This window comes from Lactobacillus pasteurii DSM 23907 = CRBIP 24.76, assembly GCF_000297025.1.
Taxonomy (GTDB): domain Bacteria; phylum Bacillota; class Bacilli; order Lactobacillales; family Lactobacillaceae; genus Lactobacillus; species Lactobacillus pasteurii.
In genome coordinates, this window is sequence record NZ_CAKD01000012.1 from 19,068 (window position 1) to 40,081 (window position 21,014).

At 34.9% G+C, this 21,014-nt stretch carries 17 protein-coding genes and 1 pseudogene; 14 read left to right on the forward strand and 4 right to left on the reverse strand.

The genetic code is table 11. From position 1 onward, the window contains the following. The first annotated feature begins 4 nt into the window (after nucleotides 1-4). Nucleotides 5-712 carry an RraA family protein gene (locus tag BN53_RS02575; RefSeq protein ID WP_009559345.1) on the forward strand — a complete coding sequence of 236 codons (708 nt, stop codon included), beginning with the start codon at nucleotides 5-7 and terminating at the stop codon, nucleotides 710-712. A gap of 75 nt (nucleotides 713-787) precedes the next feature. Then, nucleotides 788-1,318 carry a GNAT family N-acetyltransferase gene (locus BN53_RS02580; protein ID WP_009559346.1) on the forward strand — a complete coding sequence of 177 codons (531 nt, stop codon included), beginning with the start codon at nucleotides 788-790 and terminating at the stop codon, nucleotides 1,316-1,318. Nucleotides 1,319-1,356: 38 nt separating this feature from the next. On the opposite strand, the gene BN53_RS02585 is transcribed toward BN53_RS02580, so the two are convergent. The 3 genes from BN53_RS02585 to BN53_RS02595 form a co-directional block, all read right to left on the reverse strand. Continuing rightward, nucleotides 1,357-1,980 (reverse strand): DUF47 domain-containing protein, encoded by a 624-nt coding sequence (locus tag BN53_RS02585; protein ID WP_009559347.1) that lies wholly within the window; start codon nucleotides 1,978-1,980, stop codon nucleotides 1,357-1,359. A 12-nt stretch (nucleotides 1,981-1,992) separates the two neighbouring features. Further along, nucleotides 1,993-3,042: an inorganic phosphate transporter gene (locus tag BN53_RS02590; RefSeq protein ID WP_009559348.1), complete on the reverse strand. Its 1,050-nt coding sequence runs from the start codon at nucleotides 3,040-3,042 to the stop codon at nucleotides 1,993-1,995. A 184-nt stretch (nucleotides 3,043-3,226) separates the two neighbouring features. Further along, nucleotides 3,227-4,585, reverse strand: a complete 1,359-nt coding sequence (locus tag BN53_RS02595) for a glycoside hydrolase family 1 protein (RefSeq protein WP_009559349.1) — start codon at nucleotides 4,583-4,585, stop codon at nucleotides 3,227-3,229. 118 nt (nucleotides 4,586-4,703) lie between these two features. On the opposite strand from BN53_RS02595, the gene BN53_RS02600 reads away from it, so the two are divergent. From BN53_RS02600 to BN53_RS02645, 11 genes are all read left to right on the forward strand, one after another. Continuing rightward, nucleotides 4,704-5,405 carry a GntR family transcriptional regulator gene (locus tag BN53_RS02600; RefSeq protein ID WP_009559350.1) on the forward strand — a complete coding sequence of 234 codons (702 nt, stop codon included), beginning with the start codon at nucleotides 4,704-4,706 and terminating at the stop codon, nucleotides 5,403-5,405. A gap of 758 nt (nucleotides 5,406-6,163) precedes the next feature. Further along, a complete protein-coding gene (locus BN53_RS09220; protein WP_009559351.1) occupies nucleotides 6,164-6,826 on the forward strand; it encodes a matrixin family metalloprotease in 663 nt (220 codons plus the stop codon). A gap of 249 nt (nucleotides 6,827-7,075) precedes the next feature. After that, nucleotides 7,076-8,308 carry a metallophosphoesterase family protein gene (locus BN53_RS02610; protein WP_009559352.1) on the forward strand — a complete coding sequence of 411 codons (1,233 nt, stop codon included), beginning with the start codon at nucleotides 7,076-7,078 and terminating at the stop codon, nucleotides 8,306-8,308. 260 nt (nucleotides 8,309-8,568) lie between these two features. After that, nucleotides 8,569-9,039 (forward strand): SLAP domain-containing protein, encoded by a 471-nt coding sequence (locus BN53_RS02615; RefSeq protein WP_009559353.1) that lies wholly within the window; start codon nucleotides 8,569-8,571, stop codon nucleotides 9,037-9,039. A 50-nt stretch (nucleotides 9,040-9,089) separates the two neighbouring features. Beyond that, entirely contained in the window at nucleotides 9,090-9,434 is a 345-nt protein-coding gene (locus tag BN53_RS09560; protein WP_009559354.1) for a hypothetical protein, read from the forward strand. 89 nt (nucleotides 9,435-9,523) lie between these two features. Further along, nucleotides 9,524-10,585, forward strand: a complete 1,062-nt coding sequence (locus BN53_RS09225; RefSeq protein WP_009559355.1) for an SLAP domain-containing protein — start codon at nucleotides 9,524-9,526, stop codon at nucleotides 10,583-10,585. Nucleotides 10,586-10,739: 154 nt separating this feature from the next. Beyond that, a complete protein-coding gene (locus tag BN53_RS09975; protein ID WP_009559356.1) occupies nucleotides 10,740-10,874 on the forward strand; it encodes a hypothetical protein in 135 nt (44 codons plus the stop codon). Between the two features lie 134 nt (nucleotides 10,875-11,008). After that, nucleotides 11,009-11,281 carry an SLAP domain-containing protein gene (locus tag BN53_RS02630; RefSeq protein WP_009559357.1) on the forward strand — a complete coding sequence of 91 codons (273 nt, stop codon included), beginning with the start codon at nucleotides 11,009-11,011 and terminating at the stop codon, nucleotides 11,279-11,281. Further along, nucleotides 11,278-12,165: a hypothetical protein gene (locus tag BN53_RS02635; RefSeq protein ID WP_009559358.1), complete on the forward strand. Its 888-nt coding sequence runs from the start codon at nucleotides 11,278-11,280 to the stop codon at nucleotides 12,163-12,165. Before BN53_RS02630 ends, BN53_RS02635 begins: the two co-directional genes overlap by 4 nt. Before the next feature lie 485 nt (nucleotides 12,166-12,650). After that, a complete protein-coding gene (locus tag BN53_RS02640) occupies nucleotides 12,651-13,073 on the forward strand; it encodes a hypothetical protein (RefSeq protein WP_009559359.1) in 423 nt (140 codons plus the stop codon). An 818-nt stretch (nucleotides 13,074-13,891) separates the two neighbouring features. Next, nucleotides 13,892-16,270, forward strand: coding sequence for a restriction endonuclease (locus BN53_RS02645; RefSeq protein WP_009559360.1), 2,379 nt, complete (start codon nucleotides 13,892-13,894; stop codon nucleotides 16,268-16,270). 974 nt (nucleotides 16,271-17,244) lie between these two features. Here BN53_RS02645 and BN53_RS02650 read toward each other — a convergent pair. Beyond that, nucleotides 17,245-20,166, reverse strand: coding sequence for a DNA methyltransferase (locus BN53_RS02650; protein WP_009559361.1), 2,922 nt, complete (start codon nucleotides 20,164-20,166; stop codon nucleotides 17,245-17,247). A gap of 364 nt (nucleotides 20,167-20,530) precedes the next feature. On the opposite strand from BN53_RS02650, the pseudogene BN53_RS09380 reads away from it, so the two are divergent. Next, nucleotides 20,531-20,666, forward strand: a pseudogene (locus BN53_RS09380) (IS3 family transposase); the annotation flags it as partial. Between the last annotated feature and the right edge of the window lie 348 nt (nucleotides 20,667-21,014).

The window sequence follows — 21,014 nt, forward strand, 5'->3', positions numbered from 1 at the left end:
TAAAATGCCAACAGGAAAGAGAATTTTTCTTCAAAGAGAATTGCCAGATAAGAAGTTGATCGAAAGCTTCAGCAAGTTGCCATCGGCTACGATAGATGACTGTATGAGCCGTAATGCCGGGATGAATGCCAGAATTAAGTTGATGAGCAAACCTAATAAGATTATGTGCGGCCCAGCTTTGACCGTTAAGGCTAGAAGTGGTGACAACCTAGCTGTGCAAGCTGCTTTGAATTATGCTAAATCTGGCGATATTATCGTGGTAAGTACAGATGGTGAGTACTATTCAAGAGCGATTGTTGGCGAAGTTATGCTAACGTATGCTAAGTATCAAGATCAACTTGGCGGAATTGTCATAGATGGTCCAATCAGAGATATTGATAGCTTGAAGAATTTCGATATGCCAATCTATGCAACTGGAACTACGCCAGAAGGTCCTTATACTGAAGGTCCGGGCGAAGTTAATGTGCCAGTAACAGTTGGCGATCGAAGCATTAATCCAGGCGATATTATTGTTGGGGATGAAGATGGAGTAGTCGTTATTCCACGCGAAGATGCGGAAGACTTGTTGCCAAAAGCCCAAGCCTATGATCAAAAAGATGCAGCTCGCGTTCATCAAAACCAAACCAGCGGTGAAGATCGGTCATTTGTTGAACAAGCTTTGAAAAATAAGGGCTTTGAAATTATCGATGATATTTATAGCAATCGTAAATAGTTGGAAAAATCGGGAATTTAATCCCGATTTTTTGTTATAATAGGATTAAAATTTTCGACTTAGGGAGGGGTAATTATGAAAGAATATCCTATTAGCGCAAATTTAAAATTAACTTTGCAGGACCCAGAAAAGGACTTGGATAAACTTTATCAATTGATCGATGAAAATCGCCAAGATCTAGCTAGATATTTAATTTGGGCTTATTCTGAAACCAAAGAACAATTAGCTGATTTTTTGAACGAGAGTCAGCAAGCATACTTAGAAGGTAAGAGGCTTGATCTACTTATTAGATACAAGAATGCGATCGTTGGTAAGATCAGCTTCAATAAGCTCAATTCAGAAAAGAAGACTGCAGAAATTGGCTACTTTTTAGCTGTTAATGCTAGAGGCAAAGGTTTTATGCATCAAGCAGTTGAAAAAATCTGCCAGATTGGTTTTGAAGAATATGGCTTAGAGAAGATTTATCTCCTAGCAGCAGTCGAAAATATTGCTAGTTGCAATGTAGCAAAAAGAGCTGGCTTTAAATTTGATCAAAAACTTGAAAAACATAGCCGGTTAATCGATGGCCAATTGCATGACTTTAATCAATATGTACTAGAAAGATAGGAAAAATAACAGGGACGGTTTTTCCGTCCCTGTGTTTTTTATGAATTTTTCAAAATGATCATTTCGATGTTAGCTGCAACGTCTTCACAGTCATCGTGGCATCTTTCAAGGTAAGTGTAGATATCGCGCCACACAATGATTTGAATTGGGTCGCTAACTTCCTTGTGCAAGCGTCTCATGTTCTCGATGAACATTAAGTCAGCTTCACCTTCCATACCATTGATCTTGATAATGTGTTCTTTCAAGTTCTTTGAGTGCTTGTAGTCTGCGAATTCTTTGATCAATTTCAAAGTTTCATCATAGTTGTCCATCAAAAGGCTGACTACTGGATAAACATCTTCTCTGATTTCAGTAATATCATCGCAGTACAAACGCATCATAACATCTTCAATGTTATCAACCATGTTGTCGATGTGGTGAGCAAGTTCAACGATATCTTCACGTTCAATTGGAGTAACGAATGCTCGAGCCAATTCTTGAGTCATCTTGTGCTTCAAGCTGTCAGCTTCGTGTTCCAAAGTATGCATTTCCTCAATTAAGTCATGCAAGCGACTAGGGTGATAGTGGTCAAAGGTCTTGTTCAATAACTTAACGCCTTTGACTGCGTATTCGCCACATTCGATAAAAGTATCAAAATAAAATTTGTCGGATTTTCTACTCATGTTGTTTCCCCTTTAAAATACTGCCAAGAACAATTTAGCCATCAGATAAGCGATTAGACCACAACCTGGGAAGGTAAAGATCCAGGTAAGCACCATGTCCTTAACAACGCCAAAATTAACCGCAGATAAGCGCTTAGATGCACCAACCCCCATGATGGCACTGGTCTTAGCGTGCGTGGTTGAAATTGGAATACCGTATAAGGTTGATAGCAAAATACTGATTGCTCCAGAAAGGTCTGATGAAAAAGCTTGGAACTTCTCTAGTTTAACCATGTCCATCCCAACAGACTTGATGATCTTTTCGCCGCCAACACTGGTCCCAACACCCATAGTGATAGAACATAATAGCATTAACCAAACAGGAATGATGATGCTTCCAGCTGAAGTTTGTCCGTTAACAAAGGCCATCCCCAATAAGAGCACACCAATAAACTTTTGACCGTCTTGAGCGCCGTGCATGAAGCTCATAGCAGCTGCACCGGCGATTTGAGCATTGGTAAAGAATTTGTTGGTCTTTTGTCGATCCATGTCATGACAAATAAACACCACAATTTTACAAATTACCCAACCTAAGACAAAACCAAGCACCAGGCTGAGTACAAGACCATATAAAACTTTAATCCATTCGTTCCAGTTAACCCCTTTGGTACCACCTTGAATGGCAATCGCTGCACCGGTTAGTCCGGCAATCAGTGAGTGTGATTCACTAGTTGGAATACCAAAAACTGACGCTCCAACACTGTAAGCTACAATTGAAAATAGGGCAGCACTCAAGGCAATCATTGATGCATGAGTGTCACCACCGAAATCAACCATATTGGAGATAGTTTCGGCAACCGAACTGTTGATGGTGGTCATAACCAATACACCAAGGAAGTTGAAAAAGGCCGACATGATAATTGCTGGTCTAGTTCTCATTGCTCTAGTTGTTACAGTTGTAGCAATGGCATTTGGTGCATCAGTCCAACCGTTTACAAAAATAACCCCCAAAGTAAGTACTACCGTTAGGAGCATTGCAGGATTACTCAAGCTTTGAATAAAACTACTAAAAGATAGTGTCATAAGATTCCCCACTTTTCTAGGAAAGTTTCTTAAGTTAATTTTCTAGGATATGTTAGCGCTTTGTCAATATTTTATGCTTAAAAATATTAATTTCCACAAAAAGATGTTGGCGTTTTTGCAAATAAAAACGAATGACGGTTAAATTAAGTCAAAAACACGCCATTCGTTTTCTCGATGTTAATTTTTAAAGCATTTTTCCATTTGAATGAATTACTTGCTTGAGCCAGTGGTAGCTCTTCTTAGGCACGCGCTTCATGTCGCGCAAATCATGGTTGGTGCGGTTGACGTAAACAACGCCGTAACGCTTATCCATGTTGCCTGAAGATGAAAGGATATCGATCAAGCCCCAGCCTAGGTAGCCTAGTACTTCAACGCCATCTTCATTCATGGCAGCTTGCATTTGTTCAATGTGAGCGCGCATGTAGCGGATACGTTCGTCGTCTTGAATTTCGTGTTCGCCATCCCATTCTTCGCGTAAGCCCAATCCGTTTTCAATTGGAAAAACAGGTAAGTGATAACGCAAATAGAGCTTGTTTAAGATGTCTCTAAAGCCTTGTGGATCAATTGACCAGTGCCATTCATTTTCGCGCAGATATGGGTTGTGAGCGGCTCCTTTGTCCAAATAATAGTTAGGTGCAGTACCAACTGGAACCTTGGTTGAATCTAAGACTGCTGATTGGTAGTAAGAAAAGGCAAGGTAGTCACTGCGGCATCGACTAATTTCTTGCATTTCATTCTCAGTCATTTCAACATTCAAGTGATTGTGCTTGATAAAGTGTAGCCAAGCAGCTGAATACTTGCCGTAAGTGAAGACATCAAGCAAGTTGTTGTTCATGAATTCTTCAAAGCGATTGGTCATCAAGATATTGCTTGGATTTGAAGTTGCGGGGTAGACTTCAGCATATGCTAGCATACCGCCAACTTTGCAGTCAGTGTTTTGGTGAACGTAATTAGCAAAGGCTGCATGGCAGTACATTACGTTGTGGGTGATTTGGTAAAGGTCTTGCAAGCTAAAGTCTTTTTTCATCACGCCGCTGATAGTATTGGCAAAGGATTGTGAGTAGAGATTTTGCTCGTTGAAAGTAATCCAGTACTTAACTCGGTCAGAAAAATGATCAACTAAGATCTTGCCGTATCTGATGAAGTCTTCGCAGACCTTTTTGCTTAAAAAGCCGTCATATTCTTCAGCTAAATGTAGTGGCATATCGAAGTGGTAAAGGCAGATCATTGGCTCGATTCCGCGCGCTATGAGTCCATCGACTAAGCGGTCGTAAAAGGCTAAGCCTTCCTCATTAACTTCGCCGTCGCCATCCTTGATCACTCTTGACCAAGAAACAGAGAAGCGATACATGTTCATTCCTAAATCCTGCATCAAGTCTAGGTCTTGATCGAATTCATGGTAGTTGTCGTTAGCAAAATGCCAGTCGCTCAAAGTTTCAGTAGCCTTTCGAATATCATAAACGGATAAACTCTTGCCGCCTTCGTCCCAGCCACCTTCAGTTTGCATGCTGGAAACGGAATTGCCCCAATAAAACTTAGTCATATGTAAGCCTCCTATGTTTTTGAAAACGTTATCTTTACTACTATTATAAGCAGGGAGTATGCTAAAATAAAAACACAAGAATCAATTTGTAAAGATATATATTTACAAAGGAGCACAAATGACCAAATATATTGAGATTGCTGAAGATTTGACCCAGGCCATTTTACAAAGAAAATACGGCCATAAATTGCCTAAGGAGGCCGAATTAGCTAAGCAATACCAGACTAGCCGGGTAGTTATTTCAAAGGCCTTAAAACTGCTGACAATGAAGAATTTAGTTAGAGTAGTGCCGGGTAGTGGCATCTATCTTAAAAATAAAAATACGCGCATGCCCCAGCTGTCGAATCTGCATGACGGTTTCTACCATAGTATGGCTGGCAAGGGGAAGATTCAAAGTCATGTTATTTCCTTTGATATTCGTTTGCCTGAGCCTGAAGAAGCTGAAAAGCTCAAATTAAAAGAAAGCGACCAGGTCTATGACATCATTCGCCAGCGCCTGATCAATGGCCAGCCTGAGAAGCTAGAATACACGATCATGCCAGTTAAGGTGATTCCGGGATTGACGAAGGAGATTTTGCACGATTCTATCTATAGTTATATTCAAGAAAAGCTTGGTCTCAAGATCGGCAAGGCTAACCGGGTCATTACTGCTGACAAGGTGGATGCTTATGATATCGAATATTTGAATTGCCAGCCAGGAGATGCCGTTTTGTCAGTTCACCAGCTAGCTTATTTAAAAGATGGTCGTCCATTTGAGTTATCTGAGACTCGAGATCGCTATGATAAATCGGGTTATATTTTATTTGAAGTCGAAAATTAAGGTAGAAATCTAGTTAAAATAGATTTCTATTTTTTTATGCCTGAAACTAGTTTATTTGAATAAGCTCGCTCTGATGTTTGGATAATCAGTTTGAAAGATAAGATAGAAAGAAAGTTCGTTATTCTGAGTCGTTTTATTTGACATTAATATCTTTTTGTACTACAGGACTTTCCTGATTGTGAAAAGCAAGTGTCCAAAATACCGTAATAGCGCTTTCATAAAGTATAGATTTTTAGAAAGTAAAAATCTAAAAGAGGGGGACGATTTTATTTTCCATCTAAGAAAAGAGAACTGCTATCTAGACCACTAAATAAATACGAACGTAAATAATAAATTTAAAAATAATATACGTATTTAATTAAATAAATACGACCTATGAAGCCAAATGACACCGGTTGATTTATATTTCATTTATATACAAATATATAAATGAAATATTCGATTATCAAGCGCTTTCGCTTGACATAAGCAAATATCAGAATTTTAAAAATCGAGTTATTTTATATTTTTTCAATATTTAAAATCCCCCTAAATCAAGAGAATGTTGATCTTACGCAAAAATAACACTGCGTTATTGAATTTTACAAGATTTTTGAAAGCGATTATAATAATGACCGTAAAGATGTTTAGAAATGTATCACATGTAATTTCAGTGTTGGTTATTTAATAGTCACCCTGTAATTAAGATACAGGGGAGTACATTGAAATAAAAAATTAAATAACCAACGCTTTGTCTACTGGAAATAGAGGCAAGCAAAATGATAACGAAAAACAGATTGTGGAAAAGTGTTGTAGTGTTGTTTTTTGTTACAGGCATGGTTGGTAGCGCATCTATCACATCATCAGCCAAGACTAACGAAGAAGTCGAAGTTGCTCAAATGGTTCGGAGCACCAAGAGAGCTAAGGCTAAGAAAGTTACCGTGAAACTTGGTAGTCAATCAGCAGGTGGAGCTGCAATGGTTGACCCATCAAGCGGAGTTAATGGTGGTGGAGCACCTGCTTTCTCCGTATGCATCAGAACTACCCGTAGGTATGATACCGAAGCTTCTGAAGATGGTATTAAGTCATGGAACAGAACTGGAGCTGCTGACTTATCGTTAGTTTCAAGTGAAAGTGCTGCTAAGATTGTCATCATAAATGACGACTATGGTAAAACTGACTGGGTTGGAGAAACAGTCATCACTAGAAGAGGAGGAAAAATTGTTTCAGCTCGTGTAAAGTTGAATGATTACTTCTTAAAGAACTTCAATGATACAGTCCGTCAATCCGTGGTGGAGCACGAATTAGGACACGCAATGGGCTTACCTCACACAAGTAATACCCGTTCTGTAATGTACCCAAGCCTTGATGTCAAGAATCCCCGTTTGATTAGTGCTTTCGACATTAACAGTTTGGAAAACTTGTACGATAATGCTGCATAGTATTAAATAGTTGAAATCCTGTAAGTAATAATTAATTTTGAGTTGAAGATAAGATTTATAGAAATATGCAAAATACTAGTTTTTTAGTGAACTAGGCGCACTCAGTTAGCCAGTCTAAGCTGGCAGTAATAGAGTGCGCCTAGTTCTTTTACTTTTTAGGGAAATTTTTAATAACTAGTTAAATCGTTGGTCTTTTGCTTGAAGATGCAGTAAGGTTGATACAAGATAAAATCTAAAGGAAATTACATTATGATAGATAAGAAACTAACTTCGACAGATAAGCCCAAGATTTGGGTTATTTCAGATACACACTTGATTAGCCAAGACCTATATTTGGATGGACCAGCCTTTCAAAAGATGAGGGATACGGCTGCAGGCAAGGATTTGGATCATCAAGAATATGCTTTGACTGCCTTAGTCAGAAAGGCAATTGTTGACAAGCCTGATGCGATTGTCATAACTGGCGATTTGACTTTTAACGGGGAATTGAAGTCGGCTGAAAGACTAGCAGAGATTTTTCAGCCATTAACTGAGCATGGAATTACACTTTTGCCGGTTCCAGGCAACCATGATATTAATGATGGTTGGGCAAGGGAATTTTCACAGGAGCGGCAATATCTTACCAAGCAGATTAGTCCAGAAGATTGGAAGAGGATTTTTTCAGCGTCATATGACAAGGCATATCATGAAGATGACAGCAGCTTGAGCTATTCGGTTTTGCTTAATGATAATTACCGTTTGATCTTGATGGATTCTTGCATTTATGGCGAGCAGGCGTCGACTTCGGCGCCCAACACTAATGGACGCCTAAGCGAAGCTGAATTTGCCTGGCTTGAAGATGAACTGCTTGATGCTCAAAGACAGAATCAAAGGGTAGTTTATTTCATGCATCATAATTTATATGCTCACCATAAGATGGTTTACCGCGGATTTGTGCTTGATAATGCAGATAGATTGCAGGAACTGTTTGCCAAGTACCAGGTTAAATTGGCTTTCACTGGCCATATTCACGCACAAAACATTGCTGGTCCAATGAATGATTGTCCGGCAGTTGATATTGCTACAGGTGCCTACAGCGTGGCAGAAACAAATTATGGCGAGGCGATTTTTTCAAATGAGGGGATAGACTATCAGTACCAGACGTTAGAAATAACAGATTATCTGACTGATAGTGAGAAAAAAAGCCTGGGTATTGATAACTTTAACAAGTATCTGACCCAGGTTTTTAGAGAAACTGACAATGCGCAAAATTCGACTAAACGCTTCGATCAAGCTGATGTGCCAGCAGTTCATGAATTTATGTTTAAGATGAATTATAACTATTTTGTAGGAATGTCGCTTTATAATCGGGAAGAAAAGGAAAATTTGGCAACTAGTCGGCCATACCAGCTGTTAGTGAAAAATTTGCCAGGGATGAAGAACTATTTTGCGGAGTTTTGGCAAATTAAGCAGGATAGCCGGAAGTTGCACATCCGGTATTAGATGCAGTGGCTTTTGCGGTTTGAGAAAAATAGGCAAACAAAAAGCCGCTCATATCTTTGGCCAGTGTTGTGCGACTTTTTGTTAAATAATACTGTACCACCGTTTATAACGGATCTGTGCAAGGAGAGCTACACCAATAGCTCTCCTTTTTCTATAGTTATTATAGCAGTTTTGTTGAGAATGGACAATTATTTGTCAATACTTCACAATAGTGATGTGAGGATTGATTATTAAGTGGAAGTTTAGTGGAGGAATTAAGAATGAAAAAGATTGGAATTATTATTTCGACGTTTTTGTTGTTAGGGCTAGGGTTTGCGGTGAACAGGCCTGACAATGTTGAAGCTGCTAAGAAAGCAAATTACATAACATTTATCAAAAAGAGCTATGATTACAATAGTAAGGGCCACAGATTAAATGTGAGCTGGAAAAAAGGTATTTCTGTTAAGTTTTATGGTACCAAGACTATTGCTGGCAAGAAGTATTATGTAATTAAAGATCCTATGGCTGTATATAATTATCCTTTTTATGCATATGTAAGGACTACTAATGCTGTTAAAGGCAAAGTTAAATTGGCTTCAAAGAAAAAAGCTGTGGTAAATAATAAGTCAAATACTGTTGATGACAGTGAAAATGTTGTTTCAAAACCAAAGCTTACACAAGCAGAATGGGAAAAACAAGCGGCAGAGTTGTTTATTGAGAAGGTTAATGCTTTAAGGGTTAAAAAGGATTAGCTCCTCTAACTAATTCGAATTCAGCACTTCAAAGAATTGCTGATGCTAGATTGAAAGAAGAGCTACAACAAATTTCTAGACTAGACGATTTAAGTGGCCATACCAGACCGAATGGATCGAGGTATTATACTATTTATCCGGAATACAGTTTAAGCAAGTATCGCGCTGGAGAAGAAGTAGGAATGACAACAGCGACACCACAGAGTATGAGTCCAGAAAGTTTTGCTCAAATTAGATATAACAACATGATGTTTAATGATGCAGGTTCAAATTGGGGCCACAGGGATGATCTATTATCTAAAACACACCCATATTCAGAAATTGCTGTATCAGTTGGTTTTGTAAAGGTTAATGGGAGAACATGGGCCTGCTTGGTTGCAAACTTATATTGGTAATTGAATCTTAATGTCGTAGAGCGCAAAAGGTATTTTGTCCTTATTAATGCAATAATTAAGTTACAGATAAAAGAAGTGAGGTATTAATCATGAAACACAAATCTATTAAAGCATTACTCGCATCAACATTGCTTCTTGGTGTTGGCTTAGCTACTCCTTTAACAAAGGAAGCCGTTCAACCAACTCAAGTTCAAGCTGCTACTAAATATAAAATCTATTTGAAGAAGAATTCATACGTGTACAACAAGAAGGGGAAGAAGACTGGCTTTGAGTTATTTGCTGACCAAGTTTACTCAGCCTATGGAACCAAAAAGATTAAGGGCAAAAAGTACTTTAAGCTAGTTGGTGGAGGCTACATTAGATATGCCAATGCAGTTGTAAATGGATCTAATACTAAGACCAGTAAATCGCAAAATGCAAAAGCTGATTCCTTTAAGAGCAAAGTTATGAAGGCAACTGGTATTACCGAGGCTGAATTTAACAAATATACTGATAAAGGCTATTACCACAAAGGGGATATTATTGGTGCTATTAAAAATCCTTGGAACTATGTAAATTACGAAAATGGTCTTTTGCTTTGGAAGGAAGGCGATGACGGGGATGAACTGGAAGTTGCTACTAATGTTATTGAAGCAAAAGGTCTAACGGCATCTGTATCAGATAGCAAAGCGGAAAAAAATGAATGGGCTCAGCAAGCTGCTAAATCATTTATTGAAAAAGTAAATTCTTTAAGAATTAAACGTGGTCTTGCACCATTGCAGACATCTAATTCAAAATTACAGAATATTGCCGATAAACGATTATCGGAAATTATAGACAAGGTTCTTGAAACTGGAACGACATCGGTGAATTTACATAACAGAAATGGGAGCAACAAATTTTATACTGTATATCCTGAATTTGGGTTAAGTGAGTATCATTCAGGAGAAGTTTTAGGGTATGCAACAGGGAATCATTTGTCTATGTCTCCGGAAAACTTTGCCCAATTACGCTACTATGGAATGATTTTCAACGACGCTCATGCTAATTGGAGACACAGGGATGCACTTCTTTCCAAGAGCTACCCATATACGCAAATAGCAGTATCTGTTGGATTTGCTCTTGTAAAAGGCCACCAACAAATAATCTTAGTTGCAGATCTTTATTGGTAATGGTAATTAAGGAAAAATTTTGATAAAACTCTTTATTTCTTATTTAGAAGTAATGAGTTTTTTTCATTATTTAGAGGATAAGTACTGATGTAAAAAGTTATATTATTATTTAAGGACAGGTTGAAATCTGAATTTATACAAAGGAGTTTTATTTATGAAAAAGGCAAAGGTTAAAAGCCATGCTAAAAATGATGCAACTATGGTTGGATCATATAAGAAATTAAAAGTATTTTCTTCCCTCAGCGTGGCTTTTCCAATCTTCTTAGCTTGGCCTAAAAGCGTACGCTGATGGAACGCACTATGAATATGTTAGAGTACGCCATATGCACTATGACCGATAAGTAAGACAATTTGTAAATAATTCTGCGATTTTTTAAAATATCTATAGATAGTAAAATATCGTTCACCATGAGGAGAAGAAAAATGAAAAAATTCGCATTGTTAGTTGCTGCAACTAGTCTTTTGACAGTTGGCTTAACTACTCAAGGTCAACTAGCAGAAGCAAGCAGCTACAAAACTCTAACCCGTAATGCCTACGTTTACTCAGCTAAAGGCAAGAAGCTTAAGGCTAGAAAGCTTTTAAAAGGCAAAAGAATCAAGATCTTATCTACTAAAAAGATTGCAGGCAAAAAATCTATCGTATTGGCAATGGAAAGTATGTCAAGGCAGCTAACTTCAATCAGTCTAAGTCTTTGACAAGTGGATCGTCACAGCTGACTCCAGATGGAAAGTATATTATTAAAAATGGAAGATTATATAGCCATCAAGGCTTTCCAGTTGCTGGATTTGATGATAAGTATGGTTTAACGAAAAAGGACAACAGTAGCCCTAATAATTCGAATTCAAATAAAAGCAATAACAAATCGGATAGCTCAAACAATTCGGATTCTAATAGTAAGAAGGCGGGTGAAACTAAGCCTACTAATGGCAAAAGATATAATTTGACTAGAACTTCTTCAGAATATACCCCTGTCTTGACAGCAACTGAAGAAGTGCACGCAAGAAAAAATGGTAAAGCGGGTTATATCTACTTTACCGATGATCAAGTTAAGCAAATTGAAGATCGACTTTGGGAAGATATTCAAAACTATCGTGTATCTAAGGGCTATCCAAGATATAAGAGAAATGCCGAGTTGGATAAATTAGCTTACAATTCTTTGTTGCCAGGCACGCCTGAATGGGAAAGATTGGCTAAGAGAGCAAGTCTTGAGACTCAAAATGTTCAGACTGTTGGTCAATATACTCCAGGTTTGGTCAAATTGGGTATGAACATGAGCATGGGTTTAATTCATAAAAGTTTGTTTAGTGATGTCAATGGAGCATATTTGAATAATCAAGAACGTAATCCTATTAAGGTTGCAGATGCAATATTTAATACTGTCAAAGAGAGTGATACAATTTGGCACTATTTCTTTGAAGGTGATAAGGAGCAACATGCATATGGTGCGTTAAGTGTTCGCTATTTTGTTGGTAGATCAAATGGAACTCAGACTGATAGACAATATTATGCAGTTGGCTTCTCATTCTTCAATGTCGACGGAACAAGTCCTGAATGGATTGGAGCTTGGAATAAAGAATAATAGACATCCCTTTTTGAGTTGCCGTATGAAAGTACGGCGACTTTTTTATTGCAAAAGAAAAACTTCAAACACGTATTAGAAGTTATCAATCATTACTATTAGTATTAGCGAATGGCAATATAAGAATTTTTGTAATTTATGCTATTAAATTGCACGCCAAAAGTTCATAATGGATATGAATACATAGTACGGTGTGGAGAAAGATATGGAAAAAATCACCATTAGTTATCAGATAACAGATCTATTTATTTCTCCGTTTTAAGGAGACGAGAACTTTTTACCTCCCGCCGTTCAGCTTACATATGTATTTGCGTCAAATATGGACAGAAATTACTTTCAGCAAGTAGGAGGGTTCAGAAACACAAAAGGGGGACTTGGACAAGACAATCAAAGAGCTTGTTGATTACCAAGTATATGAGTTTATGACGTTCTCAGACTTTGCAGAATCTTTAAGCAAGAATGTAGCGTAAAAGGAGTGATTTGATATGGCTAGATTTATCATGCCGTTATTATATAAGCCAATTAGACAAAACGAAAAGGCTGAAGAAGCCGAAGCCACTATTTACGGTGTTGAGTACAACATCAAGACTATCAAAAAAGACGGGGACTTATTCCACTCGCTAGTTAGCTACAATGGAGTAAGACTTGTCGAAGCTTTATACGATGAGGAATACGAGAGCTGGCATTTGAAAGTAGCTGGCGGTCTTCACGATGCGTACAACTGGTACATTCCATCACCAAATGCAGAGGGTGAAGAGATTCCTGAGTATCTGAACAGGCGTAACATGGCTACACATGGCGTTTGGTTAGAACATCTTATGAGAATCCTGATGGATTTATTCAAAGAAGACCACTTTGAAATGGTGTTTGGTAGCGAGTTGTACAATATGGTATATGGTGATGAGTAAGTTGCAGAGATGGTTATAATGAGGTGATGATCATCTTAGCAGCATAACGATTATCGATTGAATTTAATAGTAGTGCTTTAACAGTCCCTTGTTAAGGGACTGTTTTTTGTTTGGAGCAACAATAGCAAAATTATTAAAACACAAAAAACTTTCATATCATTCTCCTTATACAAATAACTTTTTCTTTACAACTTCATTATGCCGTATCTGCGAAAAAAATTGGGATTCACTCTACGACTTTTTTGAAAAAATTTGCTGAAATGATCTAATATATCAATTTCTGTATAATTAGTATTGATAATTGACGGACTAATATATTTAATCAATAATTATTACAACTAACGTCAGATTTATGTGGGCTATTTATTATGTATTATCGAATACTAGAATATAATAGCAACCTTTTTCTATGCCTGGTTGACAGATAAAGTGGAGAGTGGAAGGGAATTTTGCGAAAGTTTTGCATCAGACAGGGATCAAGCCAATAGCGATTTCAGGATATAAGGACGTGGAATGTGCTATTTAGAAAAAAATTGCTAACGTAAGAAGCAATTGAGCAGGTTGCGGATATTATCCTAAATGAAGAGCTTAAATCATTTGAGTTAAAGAGTACAGACCAGAAAAAGTACGAAATAATCAATAAAAAAGGTTATAATTGATTTTATAATTGTCAGCAATCTTCGTTAAAATTCTTAGCGACATAAAATAATAGTCATAGAAAGAGATGAGCCGACGGAACAAAAATTATTGCGTAGAGGAAAATTTGCAGTAAGATAAAAAGTTATTGGAATATCAGATATTAGAAAGCAGGTAAGCAAATGAGGAAAAAAATTGAAACTCTAGACATTTCAAATAAAGTTAATGCTGCATTGGCAGATACTAAAAATTCTGTTCCACGATTTATCAAAGAAACATATACTTTCAAAGGCCGCAAAGCTCCTGAAATTTTGACAAAAGTGATCATGGCTTTGACAGACAGGAATGCTTATATTTTAGATCCTTTTTTAGGTAGTGGTATGACGCTAATTGCTTCCCAGAAGGTTGATCGTAAATTTTTAGGTATAGAACTAGATAATTATACATATTCTGTCGATAAAACTCTATTTGAAAAAGTTGATTCAAAAATATTAGATAAATATTTTCAACAAATACAAGATCGAGTTAAGAATAAAGTGATGTATCTTTATGAGACAGAATGTGATGGTGAAAAGAACTATATTAAAAAAGTTTTGTTTGACCGTAAAAATGGTAAGGATGGTTATTTCAATCCAAAGAAAAATCGAGAAATTAAAAATGATTGCAATATTATTTTGATGTACAAATCTCCAAATGGTAATGAAGCAAAAAAATTTGATGAACTAGATTGGAATAAAATTCAAGAAGTTAATGAAATGGATGCAAGTGATTTTCCTAATGATGTCTATTTCGAAAATAGTCGCATAAATATCACAAAATCAACAGGAGCAGATAAGTATGGTGAAATCTTCTCTCATCGTAATAAGGTAGCTTTGTTAATGGTTCAGAATGAAATTTCTAAGTTACCAACATCGAAAGAGAAAGAATTCCTGCAACAGGTATTAGTGGCTTCACTTAGCCTTGCGAGAATAGCGATGTATGGCAGCTCTACTGATATTTTATACCAAGTTGTTAATGAAAAAGATCAGGATATGAATGTATGGTATTTATTTGAAACCAGGTACAAAAAATTTATCAGATTCCAGAATAAATACAAAAAAACATTGACGAACGACTTTGGCAAAGGAATTAAGTATCAAGTTGTTAATGACGATTATTATGAATATCTACAAAAGAATAAAGATTTAACATTCGACGCTATTGTTACAGATTTTCCATATACAGATCAAGTACCATATTTGGAAAGAAATCAGATGTTTAGAATATGGTTGAACCATTTTGACGATAATAATGGATACTTTGAATTGACCGACAAAATGTTAAATAATGAAATGGTAGTAACTAATGCAACTAAGAGAAAGGGAAAAGATTTAAATCATTACTACCATGATGTGGACAAGATGTTTAAGACTTTTTCTGAGCATCTAAAAGAGGGATCACCTGTTGTTATTTTTACCAAGCTAGGCTTGAAAAAATACTTTAATGTGTTTGCACATATTATTGATTATGCACGAAAAAATGGGTTCGAATATACTTTTCGAGTAGGTGTAGAAAAAAATGATCCGACATTACGAAAGCAATCAGCATATAAAAATACTCTTATTAATGAGGTTATTATTGGATTTGAAAAACTTCCAGAAGATAAAAGATATTTATACATAGATAATATAAATTATGAAAATAAATTAGTTGATAATATTTATAAGGCGTTGAAGAAAGCTAAAGATACTCCTTACACTTTAAGTATGGCTGTAGCTGATGCTAAAAGGGAACTTAAAGGTGTGTATTTTGATGAAAAAATTCAACGATCAATCGTTAAGGTAATCAAGGACAACTTTTATGTTGATGGCCAGGATATTCAATTAGATAAAACAAAACTTTATTTAGATCAGGAAGATAAAGATACCCTGTTTAAAAAAATTTATGAGTTGGTTCCTTTTTATGTTGGCAAATTATTGAAGAAGAAGGGAAAATTTGTTCTTGAGGATTTATATGTTGAATTAATCGATGAATTGTCTGACGGAAATAATCAAACGCTATATGATTTACTAAACGATGATAATATTAAGCTAATAGATGAGTTGATAGCTGATAAAGCGGATAGAAGCCCAGATGGAAAATACTACATTAAGAAACAGGTGCCAAAAGATTTTAATGAGGATGCGGTTGATGTAGCAACAATGGATCCATATGATTTCGAAAAATTGTGTAAATCTCTGTTGGAATATGAAAATTATGCTGATGTCCATCGTAAAGGTGGTAGCGGTGACTTGGGAGTAGATATTGTTGCAAAATGGTTCAATGGTAATACTAGCGAAACCTGGTTAGTGCAATGCAAACGATGGGTAAGTAATGTGGATGCGACGCCAATACAGAGACTGATTTCTGAACGTGAACGTCTTGATGCTGATAAAATTGCTTGTTATACTACATCTGGTTATTCGAAGGATGCTAAAAAGATTGCACAGTTACAAAACGTTGAACTTGTAGATGGCAAAGAATTACTGATAAAGTTAAATCAATATTTCCCAGGCAAATATTATAATTCTAATTTAGAGTAAATATAACTCCTTAATAAAATCGCCAGCCAAAATAACTTATATGCAAATAACAACCTACTCTGATGTGAATCCCGAAATTTGGCCAAAAATTTCGAGGTTTTCTTATATCATCTATCATCAACTATATTAAAAAATAAAAATATCAAGGAAAATAATCTAGATAGTCAGGAGCAAAACGTACAGTTGATTCTGGTAAAATTTAGCATTATACATTCTAATAAAAATTCTCAAGAGAATTCATTTCGATCATGGCTAACATACTAAGTTTCATCAGAGTCTGGTTGCTATATCCGAATGTTATTTATGATTAGATTTACAAATACTACAAATACGTCAAGTAAGATAATGATATTACTCGTAAGCCTACCCATGAAAAATGATAATAATCAGATTTAAAAGAATAGAAAGTAAAAATCGAAGAACTAGTTTACGCGGCTATTTAGTTAAATCATAAAAATCAACCTAATTGTTAGTTTTGTCCTGATACAACCTATTTTTTTTCGTTTGTTTTGTAGCAATAATATGTTGGATCAAGATAGTGATGACAACTTGGTGACTTGAGAAAGTTGATATGGGGCAGGGAGTTATTCGAATAGTATATGTGTTGATACGGTATGAAATTTCACTTGGAGGTAGGTGACTATCTCTGTTCTACAAGTTATACTTAAGATAATTAGTTACACATAAGCAGAGCAATTATAAAAATCAAGGGCAAGTCAACAGATATGTTTTAAGATGCATACGGGAAACATTTTATTTTGGATAGGTTGATCAATATTAGCATGTCAACACCTTGTTTTTAAAGACCTTTCAAATATGAAGGAGCTCAACAAACAATCAAACGTTATATCCAAAGATAAATAAAAACTGTACTTCGATAAAATATCAAAGCACAGTTCCAAATGAAGCTAATTAAGAATATATACTCATTTTTGAAGTCATAAACTTAATTCAGTAGCTATTTAGTATTGCTATTATATTTCAGATAGCAAGTTGACATCTTTAACTTGTAAGTGCCATTTAGCTGAAGCTTTTTTCCAAATAAAATACTTTTCGAAAATTTCGACTAATGATTTATATTTTTTAGATAATTGTTCTAGCCACCCATTTTCAATCAACATTTCCATAATTCCCATGTCATATAGTTCTGGAGTGCTTAGATCACCATATTTTTCAAGAAGCTTTTTTGCTTCTTTAACAACTGAATCTTCAATATCGTTTACAGATATCGAAGTAATAGATTGTGGTAACTTATGACGAGTATTTTCAAAAAAAAGTACAGCATCACCATTTAATGATTTTTTGGGGCTGAGAATATTTTTTACTGTCTTAGATTTTTTTATATGTTCTTGCGATATAAATTTAAAGCCATTTTGTTCAAGAATCTGTATTAATTTAACCCACACTTCAAGATTACTATCATGAAAAAATAAGCACATTATGTTGTTCTCTTTTAGCTTCATTTTACACATTTCAAAGACTTGGTATAAAAGTGAAAAATATTCGTCTTTTCCCTTATCTCTTTCTGGAGCAGATGATACGATAATCTCGTCTTGTAAGTTGAAATTAACACCTATAAACGGTTTGTATAATTGCATGTATTCAGAATAGAGTACTTGATCCATGTATGGTGGATCTGTAATTATAAGTGATACAGAATCATCAGGAATTTCTCTATTGGTGATGTACTGGCTACCTTTGGTTAATACTAATGCATTATTTTCTTTGAGTTCAGAAAAATTGTGAGCCAAAGCACTATTGGAATATTGTTGCTTAATATAATTTTGAGCTTTAGCTAGATTTTTCATACGACGATGCAATAGATCTACGATGTTTTTTTCAACACAGTTACTTTTAGGAATCCATAATGGCCATTGCGAATTTGAATGGGTATCAGTAATTTTTGCAAGATGAAGAACAGACATTAACAAATAATTTAAAACGTTTTTGTCATTAGTATCATCAATGTTTTGAATATACTCAACAATATCATTAAGGATAGAAAAATTACGAGGTGTAAAAATATCGCTAATCTTGTCATCGACACCTACAGCAATTTTACTATTTTGTATAAGATGTATATTTTTTACTGATCTGTTGTTTTTAACAGTCATAAATCTCGAATAATCATCAACATTTGGATCTTTAACACGTTTTCCACACTTAGGACAAGTATAAGAAATGGCTTTAATCTCGAAATTATTTGTATTTCTATCAGGTTTGTCAAAAACGACTTTTGAAATAATACCAATGTTTTTACAGTTATCACATTCAGTTTTATAGTATTGTAGTAAATCATCTAATTTACATTCAAATTTGTTAAACAAAATATCTAAATTTGTGCTAGGTATATTTTTCAAAATGCTACTTGCGATAAAATTTGACATTTCGTTCACGTCACAACCAATACCGATTCTGTTCATATTATTTTTTACTGCTTCAAGCACAGTAACTCCTGAGCCCATAAATGGATCAAATACTATGTCATTTTTAGAAGATAAGTGGGTTATTAGAGAATCAATTACATTGAAAGATTTTTGAGACCAATATAAATGAGTATTGTACACAGGATTTCTAGAAGTGGGAGTAAGTGATTTGATCTCTTTTTTTAACTTGATTAGGTTATATTGAGACTTATGAACTTCTTGTCCGCAAAGTATCAGATATTCAAGCACTTCTTTTGTTGAGCTATTTCGGTTATTAGCGTGTTGATAATCTTTGTACTCAATTTGAACTCTTTTGTTACCGAATATTTTTTTTGCCATTTCTACTAATTCCTCAATTGAAATGGTGTATCTGTCGGTCTTTTGATTTGCTTCATCTTTTGGATAAGCGTAGCTCAAAGCAAGAACTATCCCTTTTTCGTGACAGTAATTGAATAATTCCTCTAAGCGTTTTTTTGCTTTACTCTTTTTACTTAAATCAGATTGATTTCTGCCCTCGGTGTACAGTCCTTTAGTAAATTTACCTCTTGAAATAGTTGGTTTAGGGTAATTATATTTAGCCGCAACATTCAATAAGTGATAGTATCTAGAGTACTGCATATCAGTGTAAGGAGGATCAGCGTATATTAAATCCACGTGTTGTTGATTAAATTTCTCATCCTTTAGAAGAATTGACATATCTTCGTTAAATACTGTACTTTTTTGAATATCAGATGATTTAGTACTTTTTTCTATAAATTCATCAAGTTTATTTTTGAAGTATTCGAAAATATCTTTTTTACGTTGCTTAAGGTGTCGAGAACTATTTTTTGTGATATTTAAAGGTTGAGCCATATGCCCATCTTTCGAAAATACAGTCTCACTCATGGCGTAGAATAGACAGCTGAATAAAACATTTTGGATTTCAATATCATCAATTTCATGAATGGTTTTTATTATAGAATCAATTTGAATTGACTGCTCAATTCCAAAATAAGTACCTGAATAATAGTATAGAAATAAATTGTATTTGTTATTCTCAGCGAGTAATTTATAATTAACGCGGGCATCTATTCCATTCCATATCGTCGGAAAATTTTTGTATAACGAGATTAAACCAGTTGTAGAATTTAACAAAAGAAAATTTCTTTCCTTTGCAACAGATATCTCATGAGGTGAAAGAAGTGCTTTAAAATTTGTTTTATATCCTCTGAAAAAAATTTTTTTAGTTTTAAGTAGCGAATTAGTTGATGGGATGTTTAACAAAGAGGAAGAGATGATGGATGAATAGAGTTCAGCATCATTAGCAATTACAGAATAATCGTCTTTTAAATATGCTCCTACGCTTCCAGATCCAGCAAAAATATCACATATTTTTGCTCCTGGAGAAACATATTTTCGAAGGTTGGTACTGATAAATGGCATCAATGCAGCCTTATTTCCTTGATAATTAAGTATTTTAATTAATTCCATAATGACCCTCCAATATATTAAATTATACTGATTTATGTATTTTTTTCAAGCTCAAATGGATTTTTTAACAGAATTTTTGTGCATCGCAATTTTAAAAATATTTTGATATGGTCCAATTTAATTTTACAATCGGTGAATTTAAACACTTTAATAATAATTCAATTTATAATATTTTTAGTTGTTGGCATGATAATAATTAAGCAATGTAAAATAATTCATATATTCGATTTTTAATCCCATTTTCGACCTCATATAAAAACATCCTACTTCCATAGAAGTTAAACTTTAACTAGCTACGAAGATAAAATGTTTCTATAGTAAAATAGAATTACAAGTATGAAAAGTGAACTAAATTAGGATGAAAGAGAATATGAATGAACTAGAAGAAGCAATCAAAGACTACATTCATTACTACAATAATGATAGAATCAAAACGGTATTAAAAAAAACATACCCCGATAGAATTTCGGAATATGGTTCTGAACAAAGCTAATCAATAATATGTCCTAAATTTGGGGTTCATATCACTATTAGTGGCCTTTTTATTTTCCCTATTTCAAAATCTTCCTACTAAGCTAACCAATTTTAAATAACTAGGAACTAATACTTAATTTTTCCTAGATCTAACGGTGGATTTTGCTAATTAATGATATAAGACTATAAATTAATATATATAAACCGATCAAAAAAGCTAATTTTGCATTCTGAAATTATCTTTTTGTTTTTTACCTAGTTATTAATTGCATTGAAAAACTTACTGCACTGGAAGTATCTAAATGCTAGATTATCCATATCCTAAACGTGCGTAAAAATTGCTATATTGAGCGATTTATAAAAATAGTGGTGAT